The sequence below is a fragment of the Burkholderia sp. IT-111MI5 genome, from assembly GCF_949752865.1.
Lineage (GTDB): Bacteria > Pseudomonadota > Gammaproteobacteria > Burkholderiales > Burkholderiaceae > Burkholderia > Burkholderia pyrrocinia_C.
This window is the reverse complement of record NZ_CATKIF010000002.1, coordinates 135,308-159,662: the sequence shown is the minus strand read 5'-3', so window position 1 is coordinate 159,662 and position 24,355 is coordinate 135,308. Positions and strand designations below refer to the sequence as shown.

At 62.1% G+C, this 24,355-nt stretch carries 19 protein-coding genes and 2 pseudogenes; 13 read left to right on the top strand and 8 right to left on the bottom strand.

The genetic code is table 11. From position 1 onward, the window contains the following. Window positions 1–3 precede the first annotated feature (3 nt). The 4 genes from ACM6JT_RS01660 (at window position 4) to ACM6JT_RS01645 (ending at window position 5,791) form a co-directional block, all read left to right on the top strand. Complete coding sequence (locus ACM6JT_RS01660) at window positions 4–837, top strand: Pnap_2097 family protein (RefSeq protein ID WP_414855881.1); 834 nt, start codon at window positions 4–6, stop codon at window positions 835–837. Further along, window positions 834–2,975, top strand: a complete 2,142-nt coding sequence (gene scpA / locus ACM6JT_RS01655) for a methylmalonyl-CoA mutase (protein ID WP_414855880.1) — start codon at window positions 834–836, stop codon at window positions 2,973–2,975. The genes ACM6JT_RS01660 and scpA overlap by 4 nt, the downstream gene beginning before the upstream one ends. A gap of 468 nt (window positions 2,976–3,443) precedes the next feature. Further along, window positions 3,444–4,766 carry a sensor histidine kinase gene (locus ACM6JT_RS01650; RefSeq protein WP_414855879.1) on the top strand — a complete coding sequence of 441 codons (1,323 nt, stop codon included), beginning with the start codon at window positions 3,444–3,446 and terminating at the stop codon, window positions 4,764–4,766. After that, window positions 4,766–5,791 (top strand): response regulator, encoded by a 1,026-nt coding sequence (locus ACM6JT_RS01645; RefSeq protein ID WP_131946417.1) that lies wholly within the window; start codon window positions 4,766–4,768, stop codon window positions 5,789–5,791. The genes ACM6JT_RS01650 and ACM6JT_RS01645 overlap by 1 nt, the downstream gene beginning before the upstream one ends. Before the next feature lie 42 nt (window positions 5,792–5,833). On the opposite strand, the gene cqsA is transcribed toward ACM6JT_RS01645, so the two are convergent. Both cqsA and ACM6JT_RS01635 read right to left on the bottom strand, forming a co-directional pair. Beyond that, window positions 5,834–7,111: an alpha-hydroxyketone-type quorum-sensing autoinducer synthase gene (gene cqsA, locus ACM6JT_RS01640; RefSeq protein ID WP_414855878.1), complete on the bottom strand. Its 1,278-nt coding sequence runs from the start codon at window positions 7,109–7,111 to the stop codon at window positions 5,834–5,836. A gap of 254 nt (window positions 7,112–7,365) precedes the next feature. Beyond that, window positions 7,366–7,532: pseudogene (locus ACM6JT_RS01635) on the bottom strand (IS110 family transposase); the annotation flags it as partial. A 10-nt stretch (window positions 7,533–7,542) separates the two neighbouring features. On the opposite strand from ACM6JT_RS01635, the gene ACM6JT_RS01630 reads away from it, so the two are divergent. Both ACM6JT_RS01630 and ACM6JT_RS01625 read left to right on the top strand, forming a co-directional pair. Then, window positions 7,543–8,262, top strand: coding sequence for an autoinducer binding domain-containing protein (locus ACM6JT_RS01630; RefSeq protein ID WP_034182265.1), 720 nt, complete (start codon window positions 7,543–7,545; stop codon window positions 8,260–8,262). Between the two features lie 158 nt (window positions 8,263–8,420). Further along, window positions 8,421–9,626, top strand: coding sequence for an MFS transporter (locus ACM6JT_RS01625; RefSeq protein WP_034182264.1), 1,206 nt, complete (start codon window positions 8,421–8,423; stop codon window positions 9,624–9,626). On the opposite strand, the gene ACM6JT_RS01620 is transcribed toward ACM6JT_RS01625, so the two are convergent. Further along, window positions 9,623–10,516 carry a LysR substrate-binding domain-containing protein gene (locus ACM6JT_RS01620; protein WP_217590994.1) on the bottom strand — a complete coding sequence of 298 codons (894 nt, stop codon included), beginning with the start codon at window positions 10,514–10,516 and terminating at the stop codon, window positions 9,623–9,625. The two genes, ACM6JT_RS01625 and ACM6JT_RS01620, sit on opposite strands and share 4 nt — an antisense overlap. Window positions 10,517–10,611: 95 nt before the next feature. Between ACM6JT_RS01620 and ACM6JT_RS01615 the strand changes: the two genes are divergently transcribed. The 5 genes from ACM6JT_RS01615 (at window position 10,612) to fumC (ending at window position 16,543) form a co-directional block, all read left to right on the top strand. Next, window positions 10,612–11,808 carry an MFS transporter gene (locus ACM6JT_RS01615; protein ID WP_414855877.1) on the top strand — a complete coding sequence of 399 codons (1,197 nt, stop codon included), beginning with the start codon at window positions 10,612–10,614 and terminating at the stop codon, window positions 11,806–11,808. A 37-nt stretch (window positions 11,809–11,845) separates the two neighbouring features. Beyond that, complete coding sequence (locus ACM6JT_RS01610; protein ID WP_131946411.1) at window positions 11,846–12,667, top strand: hypothetical protein; 822 nt, start codon at window positions 11,846–11,848, stop codon at window positions 12,665–12,667. Window positions 12,668–12,795: 128 nt separating this feature from the next. Beyond that, window positions 12,796–14,025: a pyridoxal phosphate-dependent aminotransferase gene (locus ACM6JT_RS01605; RefSeq protein WP_414855876.1), complete on the top strand. Its 1,230-nt coding sequence runs from the start codon at window positions 12,796–12,798 to the stop codon at window positions 14,023–14,025. Window positions 14,026–14,149: 124 nt separating this feature from the next. Beyond that, window positions 14,150–14,980: a hypothetical protein gene (locus ACM6JT_RS01600; RefSeq protein ID WP_131946409.1), complete on the top strand. Its 831-nt coding sequence runs from the start codon at window positions 14,150–14,152 to the stop codon at window positions 14,978–14,980. Window positions 14,981–15,157: 177 nt separating this feature from the next. Next, window positions 15,158–16,543 carry a class II fumarate hydratase gene (fumC, locus tag ACM6JT_RS01595; protein ID WP_414855875.1) on the top strand — a complete coding sequence of 462 codons (1,386 nt, stop codon included), beginning with the start codon at window positions 15,158–15,160 and terminating at the stop codon, window positions 16,541–16,543. 175 nt (window positions 16,544–16,718) lie between these two features. Here fumC and ACM6JT_RS01590 read toward each other — a convergent pair whose 3' ends face one another. Beyond that, entirely contained in the window at window positions 16,719–18,467 is a 1,749-nt protein-coding gene (locus tag ACM6JT_RS01590; RefSeq protein WP_414855874.1) for a cholesterol oxidase substrate-binding domain-containing protein, read from the bottom strand. A gap of 1,289 nt (window positions 18,468–19,756) precedes the next feature. On the opposite strand from ACM6JT_RS01590, the gene ACM6JT_RS01585 reads away from it, so the two are divergent. Further along, window positions 19,757–20,569 carry a helix-turn-helix transcriptional regulator gene (locus ACM6JT_RS01585; protein ID WP_414855873.1) on the top strand — a complete coding sequence of 271 codons (813 nt, stop codon included), beginning with the start codon at window positions 19,757–19,759 and terminating at the stop codon, window positions 20,567–20,569. 10 nt (window positions 20,570–20,579) lie between these two features. Here ACM6JT_RS01585 and ACM6JT_RS01580 read toward each other — a convergent pair whose 3' ends face one another. Beyond that, window positions 20,580–20,771, bottom strand: coding sequence for a hypothetical protein (locus ACM6JT_RS01580; RefSeq protein ID WP_414855872.1), 192 nt, complete (start codon window positions 20,769–20,771; stop codon window positions 20,580–20,582). A 110-nt stretch (window positions 20,772–20,881) separates the two neighbouring features. Further along, a complete protein-coding gene (locus ACM6JT_RS01575; RefSeq protein ID WP_414855871.1) occupies window positions 20,882–21,907 on the bottom strand; it encodes a helix-turn-helix transcriptional regulator in 1,026 nt (341 codons plus the stop codon). Between ACM6JT_RS01575 and ACM6JT_RS01570 the strand changes: the two are divergent. Then, a pseudogene (locus ACM6JT_RS01570) lies at window positions 21,876–22,001 on the top strand (AMP-binding protein); the annotation flags it as partial. The gene ACM6JT_RS01575 and the pseudogene ACM6JT_RS01570 sit on opposite strands and share 32 nt — an antisense overlap. A 135-nt stretch (window positions 22,002–22,136) precedes the next feature. Here the strand turns inward: ACM6JT_RS01570 and ACM6JT_RS01565 are convergent. Together ACM6JT_RS01565 and ACM6JT_RS01560 are read right to left on the bottom strand one after the other, a co-directional pair. Continuing rightward, window positions 22,137–23,837: a cyclic peptide export ABC transporter gene (locus ACM6JT_RS01565; RefSeq protein WP_414855870.1), complete on the bottom strand. Its 1,701-nt coding sequence runs from the start codon at window positions 23,835–23,837 to the stop codon at window positions 22,137–22,139. Window positions 23,838–23,853: 16 nt separating this feature from the next. Continuing rightward, complete coding sequence (locus ACM6JT_RS01560; RefSeq protein ID WP_414855869.1) at window positions 23,854–24,333, bottom strand: hypothetical protein; 480 nt, start codon at window positions 24,331–24,333, stop codon at window positions 23,854–23,856. Window positions 24,334–24,355 lie beyond the last annotated feature (22 nt).

Genomic DNA, 24,355 nt, shown 5'->3' with positions numbered 1-24,355 from the left:
CCGATGCATACCGCCATCCATCGCTATCGGGCCGGCATGCCGCAACTCGCGCACACGGGGCTCGCGGAAAACTGGCTGCTCAAGGAGTGCGGGCAGCGTCACTGGGACGCGCTTGCCGCGCATAGCTGCCGCGATGTCCCCGAGTTCTTCGACGATGAGGGGCGGCGTGCCTATGCATCGTTCGTTGCGGTGCGCGTCGACATGAACCGCCGTCATGCGATTCGCGAGAACGGCACATTCGCGCTTCATGTCGCGCTTCGCAGGGTCGGCCCGATTCGCCATTTCAGCGAGCAGCGGATCCGGTGCGGCGACGACGAAGTCGGTATCGTGCGGATGATGTCGGCGTTCGTCACGCGCGAACATGCCGGCAGCAACCGCTCGGTGGCGAAGGCGCGGATGAGCGGCGTCGACGGCCGCACCGGTCCGGTGCCTGCCGATGCGCTGTCGATGGCGGAACACGCGAAGAAGTTGCGGGTGCGGGATGCGTCGATCGTGCCGGCGCTCGCCGGCCTCGCGGAGGGCGATGGCGCAAGCGTCTCGTTCCTGCCGTGCCCGAACATGGATTTCAATGGTGCGGACCTGCTTTACTTCGCCAGCTTTCAGGCATTCGTCGACCGCGCGGAATGGCAGCATTACCGCTTCGAGCACGCGCCGGTATTGGCGGCGCGTCAACTGTACTTTCATGGGAATCTCGACATTGGCGATTCGTTGACCGTGCGTTTCGCGCGCGCACGATCCGATGCCGGTGGCCTGCTGCACTGGAGCGAAATCGTGCGCGACAGCGACGGGGCCAAGATTGCCGACGTGATCACGCAAAAGCGCTGGAGTCGGCCATGAACGAAGCCGCATTCATGGAGCCGGGCGCCGACGTGGAGAACGTCGCGCCGAACGGTCGAGACGCGCGCGCGGTGCCGCTGCGGAAACTCTACACGCAGAGCGATCTCGAAGGCATTGCCCATCTCGACGGCATGCCCGGCGCGTGGCCCTATGTGCGCGGGCCGTACGCGTCGATGTATACCGATCGCCCATGGACGATTCGCCAATACACGGGGCACGCGGACGCAGCGGATTCCAATCTCGCGTTTCGCACGGCGCTCGAGCAGGGCGCGCAGGGACTGTCGGTGGCATTCGACCTGGCGACGCAGCGAGGCTACGACTCGGATTGCGCCGAGGCGCGGTCCGATGTCGGCGTGGCCGGCGTCGCGATCGATACGGTCGAGGACATGGTGCGGCTGTTCGACGGCATTGCGCTCGACAGCACGACCGTGTCGATGACGATGAATGGCGCGGTTTTGCCGATCATGGCGGCGTTCATTGTGGCCGCCGAGGCGCAGGGCGTGCCGCCCGCCCGGATCGGCGGGACGATTCAGAACGACATCCTGAAGGAGTACATGGTCCGCAATACGTGGATCTTCGAGCCGGCGCCGTCGATGCGGATCGTCGCCGATGTCGCGTTGTGGCTGGCGCGGCATGCGCCTCGTTTCAATGCGCTGTCGGTGTCGGGATATCACTTCCAGGAAGCCGGTGCCGATGCCGTGCTCGAACTCGCGTTGACGCTGTCGAACGCGCGCGCGTACGTCGACACGCTGGCCGCACGCGGCATGCCTGCGGATGAGGCCTGCTCCCGTCTGAGCTTCTTCTTCGGCGTCGGCAGCGATTTCTATACGGAAATCGCCAAGCTGCGCGCGGCGCGTCTGCTGTGGGCGGAGATCGCACACGCGTGCGGCGCGCGTTCGCCCCGGGCGTGCGCACTGCGCATGCATTGCCAGACATCGGGATGGTCGTTGACGGCACAGGAGCCGGAAAACAACATCGTTCGCGTGACGGCGCAGGCGATGGCTGCGGCGTTCGGCGGCACGCAGTCGCTGCACACGAATGCATACGACGAAGCGCTAGCGCTGCCTTCCGCGGCGGCGGCGCGCCTCGCACGCAACACGCAGCTGATTCTGCAGCATGAAACGGGGCTGTGCGACACGATCGATCCGTGGGCCGGCTCGTACATGATGGAGTCGCTGACGGATGGCATCGCGACACGCGTGCGCGCCGAGCTGGCTGCCATCGACGCGCAGGGCGGCGTGATCGCCGCGATCGAGTCCGGCTGGGTCAAGCGGCGCTTGCAGCGTGCTGCGGTCGCGACGCAGGCGCAGGTCGATTCCGGGCGCCGGACCGTGGTCGGCGTGAACCGTTTCGTCGCGGACGAACCGGCGGGCGAGCTCATGGTGCGCGAGACGGACGGCCGTCACGTTCGGGCCGTGCAGGCGCGGCGGATCGCAGCCGTCAAGGCCGCGCGCGATCCGGCGCGGGTGGCGACGGCGTTGCAGCGGCTGACCGACGCGGCGCGCGACGGCGCCGGAAACCTGCTCGCACTGGCGATCGACTGCATGCGGGCACGTGCGACCGTCGGGGAGTGTACTCGCGCGCTGGAATCGGTATGGCCGCGGCATGCCGCGGCGGTGGAAGCGGACGGTGAGGGCGTCTACGGCGAAAATCGGCGAGGCGACGCCGCCTGGAGGGCGGCGAAGGGCTGCGTCGACCGACTGGCGAAACGTGTGGGACGCAGGCCGCGCATCGTGATCGCCAAGCTCGGCCAGGATGGACACGACCGCGGAGCGGCCGTCGTCGCAGCCGCACTCGAGGACGCCGGATTCGATGTCGTCCGCCTGCCGCTGTTTCAGCAGCCGGCATCCGTGGCGGCTGCCGCACACGCGCATGGCGCCGATATCGTAGGCATTTCGTCGTTGTCAGGCGCTCACCTCGAGCTCGTCGAAGGGCTGCTCGACGAACCGGCATTGCATCGCGCCGGGATTCCGGTGGTGTTGGGCGGAATCTTTCCGGCCGCGGATATTCGCCATCTGAAGGCGAAGGGCGTCGCGGCGGCTTTCGGGCCGGGCACACCGCTCGACGCGATCGTGGAAGCGCTGTGCGCATGTATCGAGCGGGCTCGGTGTGCACGCCCGGCGGATGGCGAGAACTGACGCGGGTCGGCGGGCCGTCGAGCCTGGCTGGAGTCCGATGATATCCGCCGTAGGTCGAAGCTGACCGGGTAGCGCCATCGTGGCAACGTGTCGCAGGCCTGGCCGCGAAGCTGCCGGTCTGAGTCAATGCGAGTGTGTCAACTAATCCTCACGCAGCCTGGCATTCGCCGGGACCGCGGCCTAACCTGTAGGCCATCGAGATACCCACGCTAAAATGGGCCGAACGGTAAAAGCGCCGCTGGCTTCTAAAATCAATCGGCAACAACACTCGCCGGCCGAAGCAGAAGCTCTGCCGGTGCCGACTAATCAGCCGAGAGAGGCGTTTGTGGCGACGCTTTGCTGATAACATGCTGGCGAGGGAACTGCGGGAAGCCAGTATATTTGCCAATGCCTGAATTCTTCAAATTTCGACGAGGGCGAATAAGGCTGAAGGCATATCAAAAACACAAATTTGGAGAGAGAAGCAGCATGCACGTTCAGCGCCGGAGCAATTCGCTGCAGCGCAGCATCCATAAAGCGTTTGAACCGGCATTGCGCAATATGCAATATGTCGAGGGGCGACTGCGTCCGTTCGCGATCGTCGCCATTATCGGCTTTCCGCTCTATTACTACATCTGGCACGAAGTCTTTCCGCAACGCTACGAGAATCTATCGCTGCGGCTCATCGGATCGATACTCTTTCTGCCCGTCCTGTTTCATCACCGCTGGCCGGCTGCCGTGCGCGGGTTTCTGCCCTACTATTGGTACGCCATTATTCTCTATGCGCTACCATTTTTCTTCACGTTCATGTTGTTGAAAAATGATGGCTCGCAGGTTTGGGTCGAGAGCAGCCTGATCGCCGCGTTCGTGGCGGTGCTGCTGCTTGATTGGCTCATGCTGCTACTTAGCTTCGTCGCGGGCGTCAGCCTGGCCGTCGTCGCCTATTGCCTGACCACGACGCCGGTTCATTTCGGCACGCCTTATTTCGCGCATCTCGCTATCCTTGCGTTCGCGATCCTCATCGGTGCCGTAGCCAACTACGACACGGCACGCATTCGATTCGAGCAGGAGCGCGCGATGGTCGCCACCGCGGGCAGCGTCGCGCATGAGCTTCGCACGCCGCTCCTGGCGATCCGTGCCGGCGCAGCGGGGCTGAGCCGTTTTTTGCCTCAGCTTCTCGCCAGCTACGATCTCGCGCAGCGCAGCGGCCTTCACATTCCGAAAATCCGCTTCGCGCATCTGTCGTCGATGCACGGCGTACTTGAACGGATCGAACAAGAGGCGTTGCTGTCGAATTCGGTGATCGACATGTTACTCGTCAATGCGCGTTTTACCGGCGGCTTCGATCAAAGGCCCGAGCGCTGCTCAATCGCGCGCTGCGTTGAAACGACCCTGCATCGCTACCCGTTTCGCGGAGTCGAGCGCGACCAAATTCGCTGTGATCTCGTTGACGACTTCGAGTTTCAAGGTTCGGAGACGCTGATAGTACACGTGCTGTTCAATCTCATCAAAAATGCGCTGCGCTCGTTGAGCGGCATCGACAATGGCAACATTTCGATTCGGTTCTACCGCTCGGAGCAGGCGAACCGTCTTGTGTTTCGCGATAACGGGTCGGGAATCGAGCCCGACGCGCTGCCTCACATCTTTACGCGTTTTTACACCTCTTCGGTGATCAACGATGATGTCTCGCTCGGTGCCGGGATCGGATTGGCCTTCTGTCGTGATGTTATGCGGGCAATCGGTGGAACGATCGAGTGCACTTCGACGAAGAACGCGTACACACAGTTTGTACTGACCTTCCCGTTACCCTGATGATCATGATCGAACCCTTCGCATTCCCGACCACGGTCGGCTTCATTGACGACAGTGCATCCTTTCTCGCCAATCTGAGCTTGCAGCTCGACACGCAATTGGCATTTCGCTTCTTCCATTCGGCAGAGCGCGCGATCAGCGTTATCAACGACGAAGCGATCCAGCCGCTCGCCGCCGAAGACTTCCTGTGCCGCTATCACGATCGGACGGAACAGAGCGACGCCCACGAGGTGATCGCAATTCGGATCGACGCGATCCGGCGCCAAATGCACAACGCGCGGCGATTCGAGCGGACGTCGGTTGTCGTCGTCGACTATGACATGCCGGGCATGAACGGCCTGGAAGTCTGCCGGCGCATCGCCAATCCGGCCATCAAGAAGATCATTCTTACCGGGAAGGCCAATGAACAGCTGGCCGTCAAGAGCTTCAACGAAGGCCTCATTGACCGGTTCATTCGCAAACAGGATGTTCACGCCGTTTCCGTCCTCAATGAAGCGATCGACGAGCTGAAGCGCGCGTATCTGCACCAGACGCAACGCACGGTCATCGAAGCGCTCGGCTTGTCCGAGTACCGGTTTCTGGTTGATCCGGCATTCGCCGCGAAGGCGACGGAAATCTTTCGCGAGCTCGGCATTGTCGAGCATTACCTGTCGACGCGCCCGACGGGGCTCGTGATGCTCGATAGTGCAGGCACGCCTTATCTGCTTCTCGTGCACACCGAGGATGCGCTGCGCGCGACCCGCGAAATCGCCGTCGAGCGTGGCGCGCCCGCCGCGTTTCTCGCCGAGCTCGACAGTGGCCATCGTGCGCCTTACTTTCCAGATTCGGAGGGGTACTATCCTATCGCATGCACGTCGTGGCAGTCGTACATGCATTCCGCGACGGTCGTGCGAGGCCAGCAAGTCTATACGTGCAGCGTCATCAAGAATCCGCCTGGCCTCGAGCTGGGTTCCGTCGTTTCCTACGACGACTATCTCGACCGCCTTGATCGACATATAGATGAAAAAGGGGATTCACGGGCGTGAATCCCCGGATCAATGTGATTGACGCCTAGGCGTTCATGTTGCTTACACTGCTTGCCTGATGGCCGCTATCCGGTCGATCGCGCGTGCACTGGCGCGCATCCGCTGTGTTGACGGCCAGTCATCGAGCTCGACCTCATCGCGAATCGCTTCGCAGGCTTGGACGATCCGCCGCAACTCGTCGTGAGTAAGTGCTGCATGAACGGACAGCCGAATTAGCGCGCGGTTTTTCGCCGTGGCAGGCGCGCAGAAGACCGAGCCGAAAATGCCATGCGACTCGAGCGCGTCGCGTAGTTTGATCGTCCGTTGCTCCGTGCCGGACTCGAGCGCGATGATTTGAGTTTCACTCCCATTCAGGTTATAGCCGAGTCGCGTGAGTCGCTCGCGCAGGTACCGTGCATTTTCTGCGACCTGCGTGCGCCGCCACGCTTCCTTTTCGATCACGAGGATCGCGGCCTCCAAGGCGGCGGCTTCATGCGGAAGCAATGTCGAGCTGAAGATCGCCGGACGCGATTCGAACTTGAAATACTCCTGGAATCGGCTCGAGCAACTGATCACACCCGCGCGGCCGGCGAACGCTTTTGCGAGACTCGCCGTGCGGAAGTGCACACGATCGGTCAGCCCCAACCCGACGACGAGCCCTGCGCCATCCGGCCCATGCGTGCCGAGCGAATGTGATTCGTCGACGACCAGCACGCAGCCGGCCGTTGTCGCCACGTCGACGACGTCGGCCAACGGGCAAACGCTGCCGTTCGTGCTGTAGATCGAGTCGACGACCACGATGCCCGGGCCATGACGACGGATTTGCCGGGCGAGATGGTCGACATCGTTATGGGCAAAGCCGACCGCTTTCGCGCCTGAGCTTTGCACGCCTTCCCATAGCGACATATGGGCCATCATGTCGAGGTATACGGGCGTTTCAGCGGAAGCGATTGACTGAAGCAAGCCGGTATTCGCTGCATAGCCGGATTGGCAAAGAATGGCCGATTCCGAGCCCATGAAGCGGGCGAACCTGTCTTCGAGATCAAGCAGCGGACATGCACCGTGCAGAAATATGCCAGACATCAGCATCCCGTTACCGTCGGATTTTATGCTTGCGCACATCGATTCGAGGATATCGGGGTGTCGGGCGATCGACAAATAATCGTTGCTCGACAAATGCAACGCGTCGGGGCCAGGCAGACGTCCTCGCATAATATGGCCACCGTTCCAGTTTTCTTGAACGCGTTCGCGATAATAGCGTGTGACACGTTCGGCAACGAATTCCGGAAGCGAGACTTCGCCAACGTTCGACCGGGATTTCCATTCATAATGTTCGTACACTTTAAGCTCCTTATGGTCAACTGCACGGTTGTGCAGCGCTGCATAATGAGCCACCTGCTTGTTATAAAAAAAGTCGCGATACTCTTAACAGAGAGATGCCGTCTATCCTTTCCGTATTGTAAAATTTATGCCATTAAAGGATTTTTCATTTTTTTTGTAAGAAAGTGATGGGCAGGTAAATATCGTTCGCCGAGTATCTGGAATATTTATGTAAGGCAGTCAGGCCTGGCGATCGCCGCGCCGGATTCGGCGATAATTGCCGATGAGCGCCTGGAGTGGCGTTGCCCTTGCTGGATCTCGCGCATGTAATATGCCCATGAGACGGGGTTTCGCAAGGCTGGGCAGGTGGAGAGGAGCAGGGCGCGCTTGAGCATCTTGTTGCCGCGGGGGATGGATGTTCGCCTCGGACAGGCGAGTTAGCCGGAGAACGAATGGAGCTGCGCTGGCAGGACGCCTACCATCAATTCAGCGCCGCGGAGAACGAGCAGCAGCTCTTCCAGCGGATCGCCGCGTATTCGAAGCGCCTGGGCTTCGAATACTGCTGTTACGGAATCCGGGTGCCGCTGCCCGTGTCGAAATCGGCCGTCGCGATCTTCGACACCTATCCGGACGGCTGGATGGCGCACTATCAGGCGCAGGACTACATCAAGATCGATTCGACGGTCCGCGACGGTGCGCTCACCACCAACATGATCGTCTGGCCGGACGTCGACGAGGTCGCGCCATGCCCTTTGTGGGAAGATGCGCGCGAGGCCGGGTTGTCGGTCGGCATCGCGCAGTCGAGCTGGGCCGCGCGCGGCGCGTTCGGCCTGCTGAGCATCGCGCGCCATGCGGATCGCCTCACGCCTGCCGAAATCGACATGCTCACGCTGCAGACCGACTGGCTCGCGAACCTGTCGCATTCGCTGATGAGCGGCTTCATGGTGCCGAAGCTCGCGCCAGCGGCAAGCGTCGTGCTGACGGCGCGGGAACGCGAAGTGCTGTGCTGGACCGCCGAAGGCAAGACGGCATGCGAGATCGGTCAGATCCTCGGCATCGCGGAGCGGACGGTGACTTTTCACGTCAACAACGTCCTCGTGAAGCTTGGCGCGACCAACAAGGTGCAGGCGGTCGTCAAGGCGGTCTCGGCGGGGCTCATCGATATGTTCTGATCGAGGCGAGGCGCCTGGGTGTCACTACAATGGCATCCGACCGCATTCGAGTCTGGCATACCTGACGCCCGACCCGTTCAAGCAGCAGTAGTGTTCAAGCGGATCACCCCACGAGTTACAGCGCACTGCAACCGACATTCCGAACAACAATAGACGAAATGAGCGATTTGAAAAGCGAACTCTCTCTTGAGGCACAGCATGACCCCGATGCGTCCCGTCGCCGCTCGCTGGTGGCCGCATGCGTCGCGCACGCCGTACACGACGGGTTGACGGACGTCATCTACGTGCTGCTGCCCATCTGGCAAGTGCAGTTCGCTATCAATTACGCGCAGATCGGCCTATTACGCGGGCTCTATTCCGGCGTGATGGCGGGTTTCCAGTTGCTCGCGAGTCGGGCAGCGCGGCGATGGGGGCGGGAGCGCATGCTGGTGGCGGGGACCGCGCTCGCAGGCGTTGCCTACCTGATCGCCGGTCAGGCCGCCGGGCTGGCGGTGCTGCTGGTCGCACTGGTGCTGGGCGGACTGGGCGCGAGCACGCAGCACCCGCTCGCGTCCTCGATGGTCACCGATTCGTACGAGGCAGGCGGGGGCGTGAAGGAGGCGCTGGCCCAGTACAACTTCTCCGGCGACATCGGCAAGACGCTGATACCAGGCCTGATCGGCCTTCTGTTGACGGTCGTCACGTGGCGCACCGGCGCGACGCTGATCGGTGTGCTTGGCGTGGTTTCAGCAGGCCTGCTGTGGTGGCTGATTCCGTCGCGCGGCGCGCCGCATGCGGCGCGCGAGACGATGCCGAAAGCGGCGAGCGGCAGCGGTTCGTCCGGCGGCTTGCGTGCGCTGCTCGCGACCGGCACCCTCGACAGTGCCGTGCGGATGGGCTTTCTGACGTTCCTGCCGTTCCTGCTGAAAAGCAAGGGTGCCGGCACCGCCGGTATCGGTCTCGCGCTGACGTTGCTGTTCGTGGGCGGCGCATTCGGAAAGCTGTTCTGCGGCTATCTGGGCGTGCGGATCGGGATGATGAAGACGGTGTGGCTCACGGAGTCTGCCACGTCGCTGCTGATCGTGGTCGCGGTGTTCTCGCCACTCTTCGCAATGATGGCGATTCTGCCGCTGCTGGGACTCGCGCTGAACGGGACGTCGTCGGTGCTCTACGGAGTCGTGCCCGAGCTGGCGGGTGCCGGCAAGCGCGAGCAGGCGTTCGCGTTGTTCTATACGGGCACGATCGGCGGCGGCGCGCTGTCGCCGGTCCTGTTCGGCCGTCTGGGCGACATAGCGGGTGTCCCGACCGCGCTGCTCGCCCTGGCGTCGATCCTTCTGCTGACGCTCCCGTTATCGTGGTACGTACAGAAGGGGCTGGACGCCTAGCGTAATGCGATCGACCTGGCGAACTCGACGAATCGTTCGACGCAGGTCGACGAGAACGGTTCGGACCACGTGACGACCAGTTCGAGAACGTGCGGCCTGGCGAGCGGCACGTAAGCGACGCCCGAGCGTTGCAACGTCGACGTGAAGCTGGGCACGATCGCGACACCGCGTTCCGCGGCCACAAGCGACACGAGCGTCGTAATCTGAGACGCGGTCGCCCCTATCCGCGGCGATACGCCCGCATGCGCGCAAAGATCCTCCAGCGCCGCGTTCAGCGCGGAACCGTACCCCGACGGGAACGTGACGAAACTCTCCATGGCGAGTTCGCGGAACTCGATCGTCGTTTTGCCCGCATAGGTGCTCTGGGCGGGCACCACGGCGACGAGCGGCTCCCGCGAGACGACGAGGGACCGGACACGCTCCCCGGATGTCTTCGTCGCTGACCAGCCGAATCCGATGTCCATCGTGCCGTCGCTGATCTGCTGTCGCTGGTTGGCGGTCGACACTTCCCGGAATGCCAGTTCCACTTCCGGCATGCTGCGGCTCACATTGCGGATGATGTCCGAGAACGCGTCGGACATCGGAATAGAGCTCGCATAGCCGATCACGATTCGGCCGGCCATACCGTGCGCCATCTTGCGCGCTGTCTCCTCCGCCTCGCCGACCGCATGAATGACGCTCCTCGCATGTTCGAGAAACAGCGCGCCTGCCGGCGTGAGCTGGACCGCGCGCGTTGACCGTTCGAACAACCGGATACCGAGGTCGGCTTCCAGCGCTGCGATATGGCGTGTCAACGGCGGCTGGGCGATACGCAAACGCAATGCCGCGCGCCCGAAGTGCAATTCATCGGCGACGGTCACGAAATAGCGGAGGCGGCGCAGGTCAAGCATTTATGTCTTTTCGGTATCAATAGCCACGAAAACAGTATTGGCACGCGTTTCGCCCACTCGTCAGACTGTCACACAAACTAGATAGGGCGTTACCAGTGGGCAACAGAACCATCCGATTCGCATTTTTTCTGTGCGGATTCGCGGCTTTTCTCAATCTTTATTCGACTCAGGGCATCCTGCACGAACTCGCCGCGACATTTAACGTGAGCGCCGAGCAAGCAGGCCAAGGCGTCAGCGCTACCACCTTGGCGGTCGCCATTATCGCTCCGTTCGTCGGTGCGCTGGCAGCCCGCTTCGATCGCCGGACAGTAATTTCGTGCGCGGCAGTGGCGTGTGCGCTTCCCGTCGTCTGGTCCGCGCATGCGGCGAGCTTTTCATCGTTCCTCAGCGCCCGCTTTGCCGCGGGCGTGCTGATGCCGTTCATCTTCGCGATCTCGATCGCCTGTATCGGTGAGATCTTCAGCCGCGATGCGGCAACGGAGGTCAGCGCGCTCTTCGTCGCCGGCACGACGCTCGGCGGATTCGCCGGGCGCTTCGTTACCAACGTCCTGACGTCCGAATTCGGCTGGCGCCACGCGCTCGATTTCATTGCGTTCCTGTGCCTCGCGACGGGCCTCGCAATCCACGCGAGCCTGCCGGCGTCCGGCGCCGCGCGTCCGGACGACGATGGCGCGTCGACGCCGCGCTGGAAGCTCATGACGCGCGGCCCGCTCCTGGCGTCGTTTTTGGTCGGGGCATGCGTGCTCGCATCGCAGGTCGCGACGTTCACCTTTGTCGGACTGCGACTCGCCGGTGCGCCGTTTGGCTTCAATACGGTCGAGGTCGGCGCGATCTACGCGGTGTTTCTCGTCGCGGTCGTCGTCACGCCGCTCGCAGGCCGCGTCGCGGCGCAACGCGGCCCGCGCGACCTCGCGCTCGCGGCTGCCGGGCTCGCAATTGTCGGCGCATTGATGACGCTGTCGAGCAGTGTCACCGCGATCCTGATCGGTCTCGCACTCAGCTCAACCGCGGTGTTTGTCGAGCAGGCGTCGGCCAACGCGTTCATCTCGAGAGCGGCACTGGGGGCAAGATCGACGGCGATCGGCATCTACCTTTCCTTCTATTACTTTGGCGGAAGTCTCGGCTCGGTCCTGCCCGTTCCCGCTTGGAATCGCTGGGGCTGGCCCGGCTGCGTCGCATTTGTCGCCGGCGCACAGGCGATCGCAGGCGTGCTCGTGTTTTTCTTCTGGCGCGGGAATACCGCAGCCGGCGCGGGCAACCCGCGTTCGCATGAAATCAGTCTGACTCGGTAGTTCATTTCAAACCACACCTAGAACCGGAGAGAAAGGGATGGAAGCGTTTCAATCGCAAGCGGGGTTGCTCGATATCGTCACGCCTGTGCTTCACGAGATGGAGAGCGGAGTCCTGAAGGATGCGCTGGTCGCGGCCTTCTCGGCCGAACAGGGGGCGCTTCAGGACATTGAAAATGCATTCCATCGATTGACGGAGCGTCGGCATCCGGCGCCGGCCCTTCGCACTTTTTTCTCCAGTTGGTCAAGGACCAACAATTCCGCGGCGAGCGTTTCCGGGCTTGCAAACCGGATCACGCTGCTCGCGCGCTCCGACACCGGTTCGGCGGCGTCGAAGCAACTCCATGACGTATGTGCCAGCCTGCAGCGCATCACCGACGAGGATCTCGGCGCGCTAGGCGGTGTGCTCCATGCCGACCTCTTCTATACGATGGCGACGGCTGCGTGCGGCGACGACACATGGCTGCTGAAATCCTCGTGCCTGCGGTCCGCGCAGGCGTTCAAGGACTGGACGGACCGTCAGCGTCTGAAGGAACGGGATCTCCTCCTCGGCCTCCTCACCACGTTGGTTCACGAGGTCTACACGCACGGCGAGGTCGAGTTCATCCACGACCTCTACAAATCGTGGTTCCACACGCACGTCGGCATTCCGGCCGATCGCGTGCGCCACATCGTCGCGTGGGTCACCGTCCATACCGGCGGGACCGAGAGCAACCACTTCGGTCATGCCGTACAGGCGGTCAACGCGTTCGCAGACGCGATGCAGGTAACGATCGACGAGGCGACCGCGAAAGCTCTGTTCCAGGACTACCTGCGTCGCAAGGCGACCGTCATGCGCGAGTGCGCGCAGGCGCTCGTCTGACGCCGGGCAGGGTCTGGCGCGTCGCCGCACCTGCCGGTCGCCGGTCGTGCGCGTGAGCGCGATGCACGGCCGGCGACCGGCTCGCCTTTCCGCCACGCCTGATTTCATTGGTTTTCGCATACAACGATATGAATACACGCGACATCCCGAAAATCGAGTTGCCGTTGTCGGACCGTGCGCGGGGCGTTACCGCACCGGGGACGTCAAGCATGCGCAGCAAAGCAAACGCATTGAAGGATTGCGGCGTCAAGGTGATCAATTTCGCCGCCGGAGAGCTTTCTTTCGATGCCTGCCCGCCAATGAAGGCGGGCGCGATTGACGCAGTGGAAAGCCGACGTAATCGCTATACGCCCCCGATCGGATTGCCCCAGCTTCGTGAAAAGCTGGCGGAAAGCGTCAGCCGGCGATGCGGCGTCGGGTTTACGGCAGACGAGATCGCCGTCACCGCGGGCGCGAAGCAGGCGCTCTTCAACGCATCGATGGTGCTGCTGAACCCCGGCGACGAAGTGATTGTCCCGACACCCTATTGGGAGACCTTTCCGACCCAGATCCGGCTCGCCGGTGCGACGGCCGTCTGCGTCGACACGCAGGCCGATCAGTACCGACTGACCCGGCGTGCGGTCGAAAGCGCGCTGACGGACAGAACCCGCATGATCGTAATCAACACGCCGAACAACCCGACGGGAACCGTCTATCAGCGCGAGCAGTTGCTTGGAATTGCGAAGCTCGCGTTCGACCGCCAGATCTGGGTGGTGTTCGACGAGTGCTACCGGCATCTCGTCAGGCACCCTCATGAGCATCACAACATTCTGTCGCTGTTCGAGCCGCTGAGGCGACAGACAATCCTCGTCGACTCGTTCTCGAAAAGCCAGGCCGTGACTGGCTGGCGTGTCGGCTACGCGTGTGCACCAGCACACGTGATATCCGCGATGCACAACCTGCAGGGGCATACGACGTCAAACCCCAGCAGCCTGTCGCAGTACGCGGCGCTGAGCACAATCACGTTCGGCTCCGAAGCATTCATCGCAGAGATCAACCGGTTCCTCGAACAGCAACTGAACACGGCACGCGCGCTTCTGGACCGGATCGCGGGGATCACCTATGCGCCACCGGAAGGCGCGTTCTATCTGTTCGTCGATGTTTCCGAAAAGCTGGGCCGCCATTACCGCGGGCAAAGGATCCGCGACGTCGACCATCTCGGCGAGCTGCTACTGACGGAAGCGCACGTGGCCGTCGTTCCCGGCGCCGGCTGCGGTGATCCGAACTGCATTCGAATCTCCTATGCAATCGAGCACGAAGAGCTGGTCGAAGGTCTGACGCGTCTCCAGCGGTTCGTTGCGGAGATCGACGCCGACTGAATGCGACGGCCGAGTTGATGCCGGCACCCGGCTCGATCGGCTCGCCGGGAGGCCCTGGCCTGGGCGGCACTAGCGGGGCAAATCTCGTCGGGATCGACCCGATTCATCAATCGAGGAGGAAGACATGGAGCATCCGGTGCATGCATTCATCGATTACGTCAACGACGCACTGATCGATGTGGAGGACAGGCAACTCGTCGACGCGCTGCTGACCGGCTTTGAAAACAATCGCGACAGGTTGCACGAATACCGAAAGACCTATGAAGGCATCACGTCGGGCAAATGGTCGACCGACTCGCTCTGTACGTTCTTTTGCGGCTGGCGCAGCCCCGACGGCGCCGCCCATGCCGTATCGAGCATCATCGTGCGCATCCTGCAGGAGTCCGAGTCACTCGATGCCGAACGGAACAAAATGAAGCTGCTGACAGCTGCACGACACTGCGGCGAGATCATCGTCGAGGATATCGGCCTCGGTGAGTTGCATGGACATCCGCACCACTCGAAGCTGTATCACCGGATGGCAACGGCCATTTGCGGCTCGGACAATTGGCGTCTACAGGACCGATTTCTCGATCCCGTCACGAAGGAATTCTCTGCATGGGTCGGACAGAAGCGCCCGCTCGCGCCCGACCTGACCGAGGCCATCGAGATGATGGCGATGACCGAGCTGTTCAATACGGGCGAATACAACCTGATGACGCCGATGTGGAAGAAATGGATCCGCGAGTCCTTCTCCGTTACGGCGACCGAGGTCAACCGGATAGCGTCATTTCTGAGCGTGCATTGCGGAAGCGTCGAAGCGCGGCATTTCAGGCACGCGGCCGATGCGTTGACGCTCTATGCGGATGCATCGAACCAGAAGATCAATTACCGTCGCATCGGCATGCTGTCCGACGAGTATGTGATCAGGGCCTGCGAGCACCTTGGAAAAATGGCATCGGTGCTCCGGGCCTAACCGGTCGGCGAAACAAATCGAGCGGGTCGCACACTTTCGCGATTCGCGATGAGACCGCCAGCAAGGCTGGCGCCGACAGTCGCGTGCGTCGCCCGGCGAATGCATCCGGACCGTGCTTCGCCAACGGAACAAGTTCAACGCTCGCTGCTGCGAGCCATTCAATCGAGGTCAATGAACATGCGTATCGAATCGGATTCGATGGGTTCCATCCAGGTCCCGTCGAACAAATACTGGGGCGCACAAACCGAGCGTTCCATCGTCAATTTTCCGATCGGCCAGTCCCGCTTCAAATGGGGGCGGTCGATCATCCGTGCAATGGGCATCCTGAAGAAGGCCTCGGCACTCGCGAACCTCGAGCTCGGCGAGTTGCCGGAGTCGATCGCCATCCCGATCTCGGAGGCAGCGGATGAAGTGATTGCAGGGGCGTTAGACGAGCATTTTCCGCTCGTGGTGTTTCAGACCGGCTCGGGAACGCAGTCGAACATGAACGTCAACGAGGTCATCTCCAATCGCGCGATCGAAATGAAGGGTGGCGTGCTCGGCAGCAAGACGCCGATCCATCCGAACGACCACGTCAATCGCGGCCAGTCGTCGAACGACACCTTTCCGACTGCAATGTATATCGCGGTCGTCACGGAACTGTTCGATACGTTGCTCCCGAGCGTCACGGAGTTGCGCGATACGTTGTTCGAAAAATCCGAGCAGTTTTCCGACGTCGTGAAGGTGGGCCGCACGCACCTGCAGGACGCGACGCCGATCACATTCGGGCAGGAGATCGGTGGCTGGGTGGAGCAGATCGACTATTCGCTCGCGTCGATCCGAACCAACCTGACCGGGCTGTACGATCTCGCGATCGGCGGAACGGCCGTGGGCACGGGCCTGAACGCGCATCCTCTGTTCGGCGGCAGGTGCGCGGCGATCATCGGCGAACTCACCGGACATCCGTTCCGGTCGTCGCTCAATAAGTTCTTTGCGCTGTCCGCCCACGATGCGCTCGTCAGCACGTCCGCGGCGATCCGGACGCTAGCGATGGCGCTGCTGAAAATCGCCAACGATGTGCGCTGGCTGGCAAGCGGGCCGCGCTGCGGGATTGGTGAGATCCACATTCCCGAGAACGAGCCCGGCTCGTCGATCATGCCCGGGAAGGTCAATCCGACGCAATGCGAAGCGCTCACGATGGTGTGCACGCAGGTATTCGGCAACGACGCGACTGTCGCGTTCGCCGGGAGTCAGGGGAATTTTCAGCTGAACGTGTACAAGCCGGTGATGGTCCACAACGTGCTGGAGAGCATCACGCTGCTCGCCGACGCGTGTCGCGCGTTCAACGTGCATTGCGCGGTCGGCATCGAGCCCAATCTCCAGCAGATGGGTGACAACCTCGAAAAGAACCTGATGCTCGTCACCGCTCTCAATCGTCACATCGGCTACGACAACGCGGCGATCGTTGCGAAGACGGCCCACCGCGAAGGGAAATCTCTGCGTGAAGTCGCGAATGCGCTGGGGTTCGTTACGCCGACGGATTTCGATCGATACGTCGTGCCGCTGGACATGACGCATGCCTGATAGCGCCCGCTTCGGTTTCCTTCCATTGAGATGCAAGTCACCGATTATGAGAAAGGGGGGCCTGTGTCTCGTCGAGGCGGCAACCTGAATCGGGCAGAGACCGGCCGTGCGTCCGGGTGCGGCGTCGGCGCACGGCGCGCATGGCAGCGCGCCGCGCCGGCTTCCGCCGGGATCGCTACGGCATCAACCGGTCGAGCAGCGGCGACCGGAAGATCCGGTGCGGGTCGTAGCGTTCGAGGGTCGCGCGCGCCGCATCCCAGCTGCTCGACGGCGGCTGGCCTTCACGATGCAGGTTCGGGATCGTGGTGGCGAGCATGGTGCCATCCTGCCAGGCGGCCGTGTCGGTATAGCCCCAGCCCTTCGACCATTCGGGACGCAGCGTCGCATACGAACCGGTGTAGTTCGCGAGCATCCATTGCTCGATCTCGCGATAGAAGCGACCGGCGCCAGGCGTGCCCGGTAACGTCAGGATATCGAACCATACGGCGATGTCCCATTCCGGGTGATCGGGGCGCGGCTTGAGCGCGGACAGCGTGGGAACGACCGCGCCGGCGCCGGCATCGGCCGGCTTGTCGAGGCCGGTGACCCGGATCTCGACGGGGCCGTTGATCGGGTACTCGCCGCGTGCCTTGTATGCGTCGATGCGATTCTGATAGAACTGCACGAATTCGCTGATCACGCGTTGTACGTCGGCACGCCGCGCCAGTATCGCGTAGCCGTTCGCGGTGACGCGCAGCGTCGTCGGCCGAATGTACTGCAGCACGGTGCGCGACCAGCCCCAGATGTCCCCGCTGAGCGTGAGCGCGAGGCCGGCGGTCGTGATCGCCAGTTGCGTCTGGCCGAACAACGGCGTCAATGCACCTTCTCCGTTGATCACGATCCGCTTGACGAGATCCGAGATGGACTGCGAGATCGAATCGGAGAACGGATAGTTGTACGGCTGCGTGACGGTGCGCGACAGGAACGGCTTGCTGGGCGTCGGCGTCCAGACCTTGAGCCACGGGCACGTCGTGAACGGGAACCAGATCGCTTCCATCCGGCCCGCTCGATCGAGAAACGACGCGATCGTTCGGCCCGACGTGCCGGCCGGTGCAAATAGTTCGGAAGACGGAATGTCGACGAAGCTCTGGCAGCGCAGCCGCTGGTTCGGTCCTGCCGTCAGCGTAACTTCGACGACGAACGCCATCCCGATGTGCGCGAGGAACGCGCCGATCTCGGGATCGCTGCGCTCGAACCGGCGCAGCACGTATTGCTGCCGGGCCGGATCGAACACGATCGCGGTCAGCGCGACCACGAGATTGCTTAGCGAGCCGTAGGTGTGGCCCGGTTGCAAGGTTTCACCGGCCGCCGGTACGGCGGTGCCGTGCGCGTCGATCGCAAGCGCACCGCCGAGCGTGATGCCGCCCGGCGCAGGCACCGCGACCATGCCGAGGCCGGATTGCTCGAGCGTCGCGAGCAGCGACTCCAGCGACACGCCCGTTTGCGCGGTGACGCGCGCCGGGCTCGTCGACGTGTCGACGGAGACGGCCGTCAACGACTTCGTCGTATCGAGCAGCACGAGGTTCGCGGCGCCGGCGCTTGGGTCCAGCGTCAGGGGCGACCAGTTGTGCATGTAGCCGCGCGGACGTACCCGGTAGCCGTTCGCGCGGGCCCAGTTGACCGTCGCAACGACGTCGTCGGCGGAGCGTGGCGCGGCGGTCCATACGTCCTGCACGGCGATCTCGCCGCTCCAGTTCTGGAACGCCTGCTTGTAAAGCGGAATGTCGGCCGGGAAGCCGGGCGGTGTCGCGCCGGCCGTCAGCGCGTGCGCCGCAACCTGGTAGACCGGTGTCCAGCCGGTGACGACGCCGGCCGCCGCGAGTTTCGCCATGTTGGCCAGGAAGGCGCGACGCGGCGCAGGTTCGTCTCGAAAGTCGTGACTCATGGTGTGCTCCAATTTCTCGGAATTGTTTTACGGATTGGAAAGACGACAAATGACGCGTTGAAGCCAGCGTGGTAATTCGAGCAGGCGTGACGCGCGGGCAGCGTTGCGCGTTGACGGGCCGGGATTGAAAAGAGGACGGTGCATTCGACAATGCGCGGCCGCTCGTCATCACGGACGTCTGGAAGGGAATCGGAAAACCTCCGGCGACTTCTGCAACTGGCCGTCGGTCTGTCCTGCCGGCAGCTGGATATGGAGATTCGGCTGAATAGCGTGAGACGAAGCGCTAGCCGTGACGATCGATAAAAGATGATTGCACGTGCATATTAATTTCCATGTTTCATTTTTTTAAATAAACCCGCTTGCAGTTCAAAATCGGGCGAAGTTTTGTCGTTTATTTCGCTGAAAAAGCGTAGCAATTTATCTGTCGGGCGGCAACGGGCGGAGTGGGTAAATTGCGTGCGCTTCAATATGGATATTTTATGACGGTCAATGATTTTTCCATTTGTTGATATTTTGCAACGCCCGTGTCGGCGGTACTGGAAATGTTGTTTGTGGCGATTTTTATCGCCTGAAGGTGTAATCGACAGCGTGCTGCCGCAAGTAGGCAGCGAAAATTATGCCTTTCCATCACGCAGATTGAATCGATCGTTTATCGAATCGAAACAATGCCCGGAGGAAAGTGCTCGAGGCCACGTGGCGAGCGGGAGTGACGTAATGAAATTATCTTATTCTTCTCTCGAACAAGACCTCTTTGACGAAAATCCATGGTATACGGCGCTCGGGTGACTATTACAGGATTTCGGGGTAAATAAAGGTAAATTCGTATGGCCTACCATAATTGTGCTCGTGAGTGGCTTGCAAATTTATCGACTTCCGTTTTGCAAGCGGCGCAATTTAAAAAAACGAATGTCACGATAAATGCAGATATTTTAAATCGTCGCTATCATACGCGGCTGGGGTATTCGTGGATCAAATTCAATGGAAAGGATTATCTCGGTTTTTGTTCGTGATTATTCGTTGAATCCGCCGGGAACGCGCCCGCTCCGGGCCGGCGCAGGGTTTTCCAATTCAGGCGTTCAGCGCGTCCGGCGGCAGTGCGTTTTCACCGCCCTCGTCCCCGCGCGCGATCTCGCATCGAACTGAACAGAGCACGGCGCGCCGCCGTTTCGCGTGAGCCGAACATATCGGCACGCGACGAAACGCGCGCCGCGCAAACCGCGCCGGCTCGCCCGCGCTGGCGTTGCGCCGCCGTCCTCAAGCACGCACAACAAGGAAACAAGGAGAGTCAGATGTTCGCGATGTTCTCGAAGCTCGGGAAGGTGATTTCGAGCGCCGGCAGTGAGCGGTTCGCATCCGACATGCATGCATTGCTGGTCGAATCGATTCCGCTCGCGATCACCCGGATGACTGAATGGACGCTCGACGAGCCGGCGGGCGAAGTCGTCCACGTGCAATCGCTCGGCGCGTTCGGTGCGCCGGGTGACGACGGGCGCGGCAGCGGGCCGGCCGCGCATGGCGAGCGGCAGCCGGCAGCGCATCCGCTGTTGAACCGGATCGTGGCTGCTTGCGACCGGCAGCTCATTCACATCAATCCGCTGATGCGCAGCGGCAATGGCAGCGAAGTCGCGCCGCTGCGTGGGCCGGGCGGGGGATTTCAGTGCCATCTCGTGTCGTGCAAGGCGAATCGCCGCTACGTGATCTCGCTGCATCGAACGGCGTCGCATTGCGACTTCTCGTTGCAGGAGATGTCGTTCCTGAAGAATTTCGCCGATACGCTGCTGCCGCTCGTCGAGTGGCATGCGTCGACGCGCCGGCACGGCGACCCCGAAGGCACGACGATGCCCGCCGTCGAGGCGCTGCGCCAGGAGTTCGAATCGCGGCTTGCGCGCGCGGCGGTCGTGCTGTCGGCGCGCGAAAGCGAAGTGTGCCTCGGCCTGCTCGCGGGCAAGATGCTGCGAGAACTGGCCGGCGAGCTCGGTGTGAAGGAGAGTACGGTCGAGACGTACATCAAGCGCGCGGCGGTGAAGCTCGGCATCAGCGGCCGGCACGGGCTCACGAAATGGATGATCGACGATTACGTACCGTGCGCGTCGGCGGCGTGATGCCGTCACGCTAGGCGCGGGCGCCGATGCCCGACACGCGACCAGCGCCGCCGGCCGACGTGCCGGGATTGCTGGCGCGCGTGCGCGCGCCGACGCTCTCGTCGCGGGCGATGACGACGATGTCACCGGGGGCGGCGGCTCGGCCTTCGTCGTCGGCGTGATTGCCGGCGTGTGGCTCGAGGGGGAGACCGGCGGCAGCCATCCGATGCTGTTTGGCACGCAGCCCGCGTCAGCGTCGCGCAGGCTGCAGTTCCTTGCGCGCCGCGGTGCCAGCACGCGCTTTCGGACCGCCAGCCTTCGGATGCCGACGCTTCAGGTGCCGATGATGTACGGCGATGCGCGGTCGCGCCGCACGCTTCTCGTGCCGTGTCGGCGTGCTCCAGTCGCGGCCTCGCTCGCGGCCCCTGCGGCCTCGTCGAGCATCCAGCGCGTGAGACCATGGCGCCCGCCGAAGCCGAGCTTGACGGCCGCCCGCTTCAGGTAGGTCTCGACGGTGCTTTCGCGCAGCGCGAAACGCACGGCGATGGCGGGCACCGTGTCGCCGGCCAGCAGCGCCGTGCATGCCTCGATCTCGCGCGTCGACAGCTTGACGCCGGCTTGCCGCAGACGGTCGGCGAACCGCCGCGCCACGCGCTCCCGGCCCGATTGCGTCGCCGGCGGCGCGGCGGCCGCGTGGGCGGGCGGCGGAGCCGAATCGAGCGCCGCGACATGGGTCTCGACGATCGGAAACAGCACGTGCGAGAGTTCCTTGAGGACGGTCTGCTCCCGCGGCGAGAAGTCGTCGAACGTGTTCGTTCGATACAGCGAGATCAGGTAATAGTGGCCCCGCTTGCGGGTCAAGAGGTGGAATTGCGCGCAACGCAGCGGCACGATCGCAGCCTGCATGAGGGCGAAGCGATGGAGCAGCGCGTGGGTCGGGCCGTGGCCGGCGAGCGTGTCATCGACGTGCAGGCGGCTCGCGCCCGGGCGCGGCGGCATCTGCGGCCCGTAACAGGCGGCTGCCGGGCCGGCCTTCGCGAGCGCCGCGCCGACCGCGCCGAGGCTGCGCACCTGGAGATCGCCGTCAGGCGTCGCGTCGACCGCGAGCTCCGAAATGCGGATCTCGTCGACGGGGACGGCCGCAGAGATCAGGCTGTACATCACTCGGGGAAAGCGTCGGCTCCCGCTGCTTGAGATCGCTTCGCCGACGTGTGCGAACAATCTGCTGAACTCCATGAACGGATTCCTGATGAGACGTTGAAGCTGCGCTTGCGCGCATGGTTGCCGACATGATTTAAACACCCGGCGGCGAACGCGTCTGTAACGGATAGCCGGGACAGGCGACGCATCGCCGGCCACCGACGGCTACGGCTACGTCGAACCGGCGTCGCGCGTTGACGATCTCGCCTGCGCGATCTACACGTCCGGTTCGACCGGTAAACCGAAGGGTGTGATGGTCGAGCAGTCGCTCGCGTGGTTCGATTTCGACTCGTCCCACGTGCGGTCGCGGTTTCATTCGATCGTGGGACGGTGTGGCGGATCGGATCTGCGCGGAGCTGCAACGCGCGCACCGCATCCGGATCGCTGCTCATCCTGCGGCTTCGGCTTGGACGGCACACATGGCCGTATCGGAGAAGATGCGGCCGCTATCCAGGCGAATGACCCGATCTGCGAGCTTGAAGTACTGATCGTCGTGGGTAATGATAATGACGCATTTCCCGCGGGATTTCAGATCGGGAACCAGCACTTCATAGAAAAATCTCTTGAAGACCGGATCCTGATCGGCAGCCCATTCGTCCAGGATGTAAATCGGGCGATCCTCGATGTAGGCGCAAAGCAGCGCCAGTCGCTTGCGTTGCCCTGTCGATAGGGCTCTGGTTGTCGAGTAGTCCTTGCCATTGATCTCTACTTTGTCGGCCAGTTTCAGGGTTTCAAGATATTTGCGGGCAAGCTCGATGCTCGAATTTTCGCGGTCCGGCCCGATGATGCGGTTGAACAAATGGAAATCGGTAAATACGGCGGAAAACAGATTGCGGTACCGTTCCCTGGCAGCGTCGTCAACGACTTTTCCATCGAGGGCGATGTGGCCTTCGGTAGGCACGTAGAGGCCGCTGAGTACTTTGCCCAACGTGCTTTTGCCGCTGCCGTTTCCACCGATGACATAGACGAGCTCTCCGGCATGAATCGTCATATTGATGGGGCCGAGCACGAAATCGACCGACGAATCATTGTCGCGGTAGTTCATCTTCACATCTTTCAGCTCAATGAATTGCCATGAATTCGCCGAGGATTCCCTGGTGCGCGGATGGGGCGTTTCCTTGCGTGAATCCTCCCCGTCATCGATCAAAAAACCGAATTCCGCCAGCCGGGCGAGCGCGGTTTTGCCTTCGGCCACGATCGGCAGAATACTGATCAGCATGGTCAACGGCCCCATCATGTAGAGCACGGCCAGAATGCTCGCCGTAAGCACGGACGGGTCCACGACGCCGAACGAAGGTACGCCGAACAGCAAGAATCCGAGCAGGACCGCTACCGTGATCTGGCCAATGGTGTCGCCGCTCATGAACCAGAAGCGTTCTATGTAATTGAATCCTGCCACGCGCTTCGATGATAATTCGATCGCAGCCCTGGTAAACCAGCGTCGTCTGGCCCTGTTGAGCTTGAGTTCCTTGATGCCGAACACGAGGCCATGGGTATATTCATTGAACTGGACGAATTCATCGCGAACTCTTTCCGTGAAATTGACCGCCCTTCGATAGAAAAACAGATAAAGCGCCAGGCCGACGATTGTCAGGGTGATCGTCGAAGCGAAAACGATCCACGACAGATAGGCGAGATAGACGATGCTGCATACCAGGACGACGGACTGAACGATGATCGTCGGTATGGTGAGCAGGGTCTGGCTCAACTGCGGAATGTCCTGCGTCAGCATGGTCAGGATATTCGGGGCGCCGCGCCGGTCGATTTCGTCCAGTGGGGTCGCCAGGATCCTTTTGCACAGGTTGACGCGCAACCTCGTCATGACTTTCATGCAGGCATAGGAGGGCATCACGGCAGCGCTGCTCCTGCAGACAACTGCGATGACGTTCACCGCAATGAATATCATCAGCAGCGTCTGTCGGTCGTTCTGGTCATGCAGCACCCTGCTGATCAATCCGACGCCCACGATCGACGCAATGCCGCTGACGAGGCCCGTAAGGACCGTGCCCAGGGTCAACCAGGGATGACTGCGCCACATCAGGGTGGCGGCCGAATGCCACGGCGGCGATTTACTTTGAGTGGAATCCATGAGTCGCCAATATTGCTCAGTTGATCAGGTGGCTGAGTTCGACGTTTCTTGCCGCTGATCTCAATCTCGACGAGGTTTCGTGCTTGCCCAGGAACGCGATGCTTTCCACGATTTCCAGCGGCGAGTCGGAAAACAGGATGCAGCACTTCAGCAAGCGCTGCGCACGTTCCCAGCCGAGGCCCGATGCATCGGCCACGCCACGCAACGCAGCCTCGACCGACGCGACCGTCCAGCTGTCGTTCCGTGTCAACCGCGCTTCGATCAGTCGAAGAAACTGCAGGAGCGTGCGGGGATTCCTTTCTATGCTGTACATCAAGATGTAATCGACCCGCCGTGTCTTCGTGATCAACGGAAAAATCAGATCGATCACGTCGTCGATCGATTCGCATTTCCCATAAGCCAGCGAAATTGCCTCGCCGAGCTTGCAGTCCCGGTGAAGCGAATCGAGCGCGGACTTGACGAACTCCGCTTCGAGGTCAACGGTGATGGTTTTCATGAGCGTCAATGGCCTGTTGAGA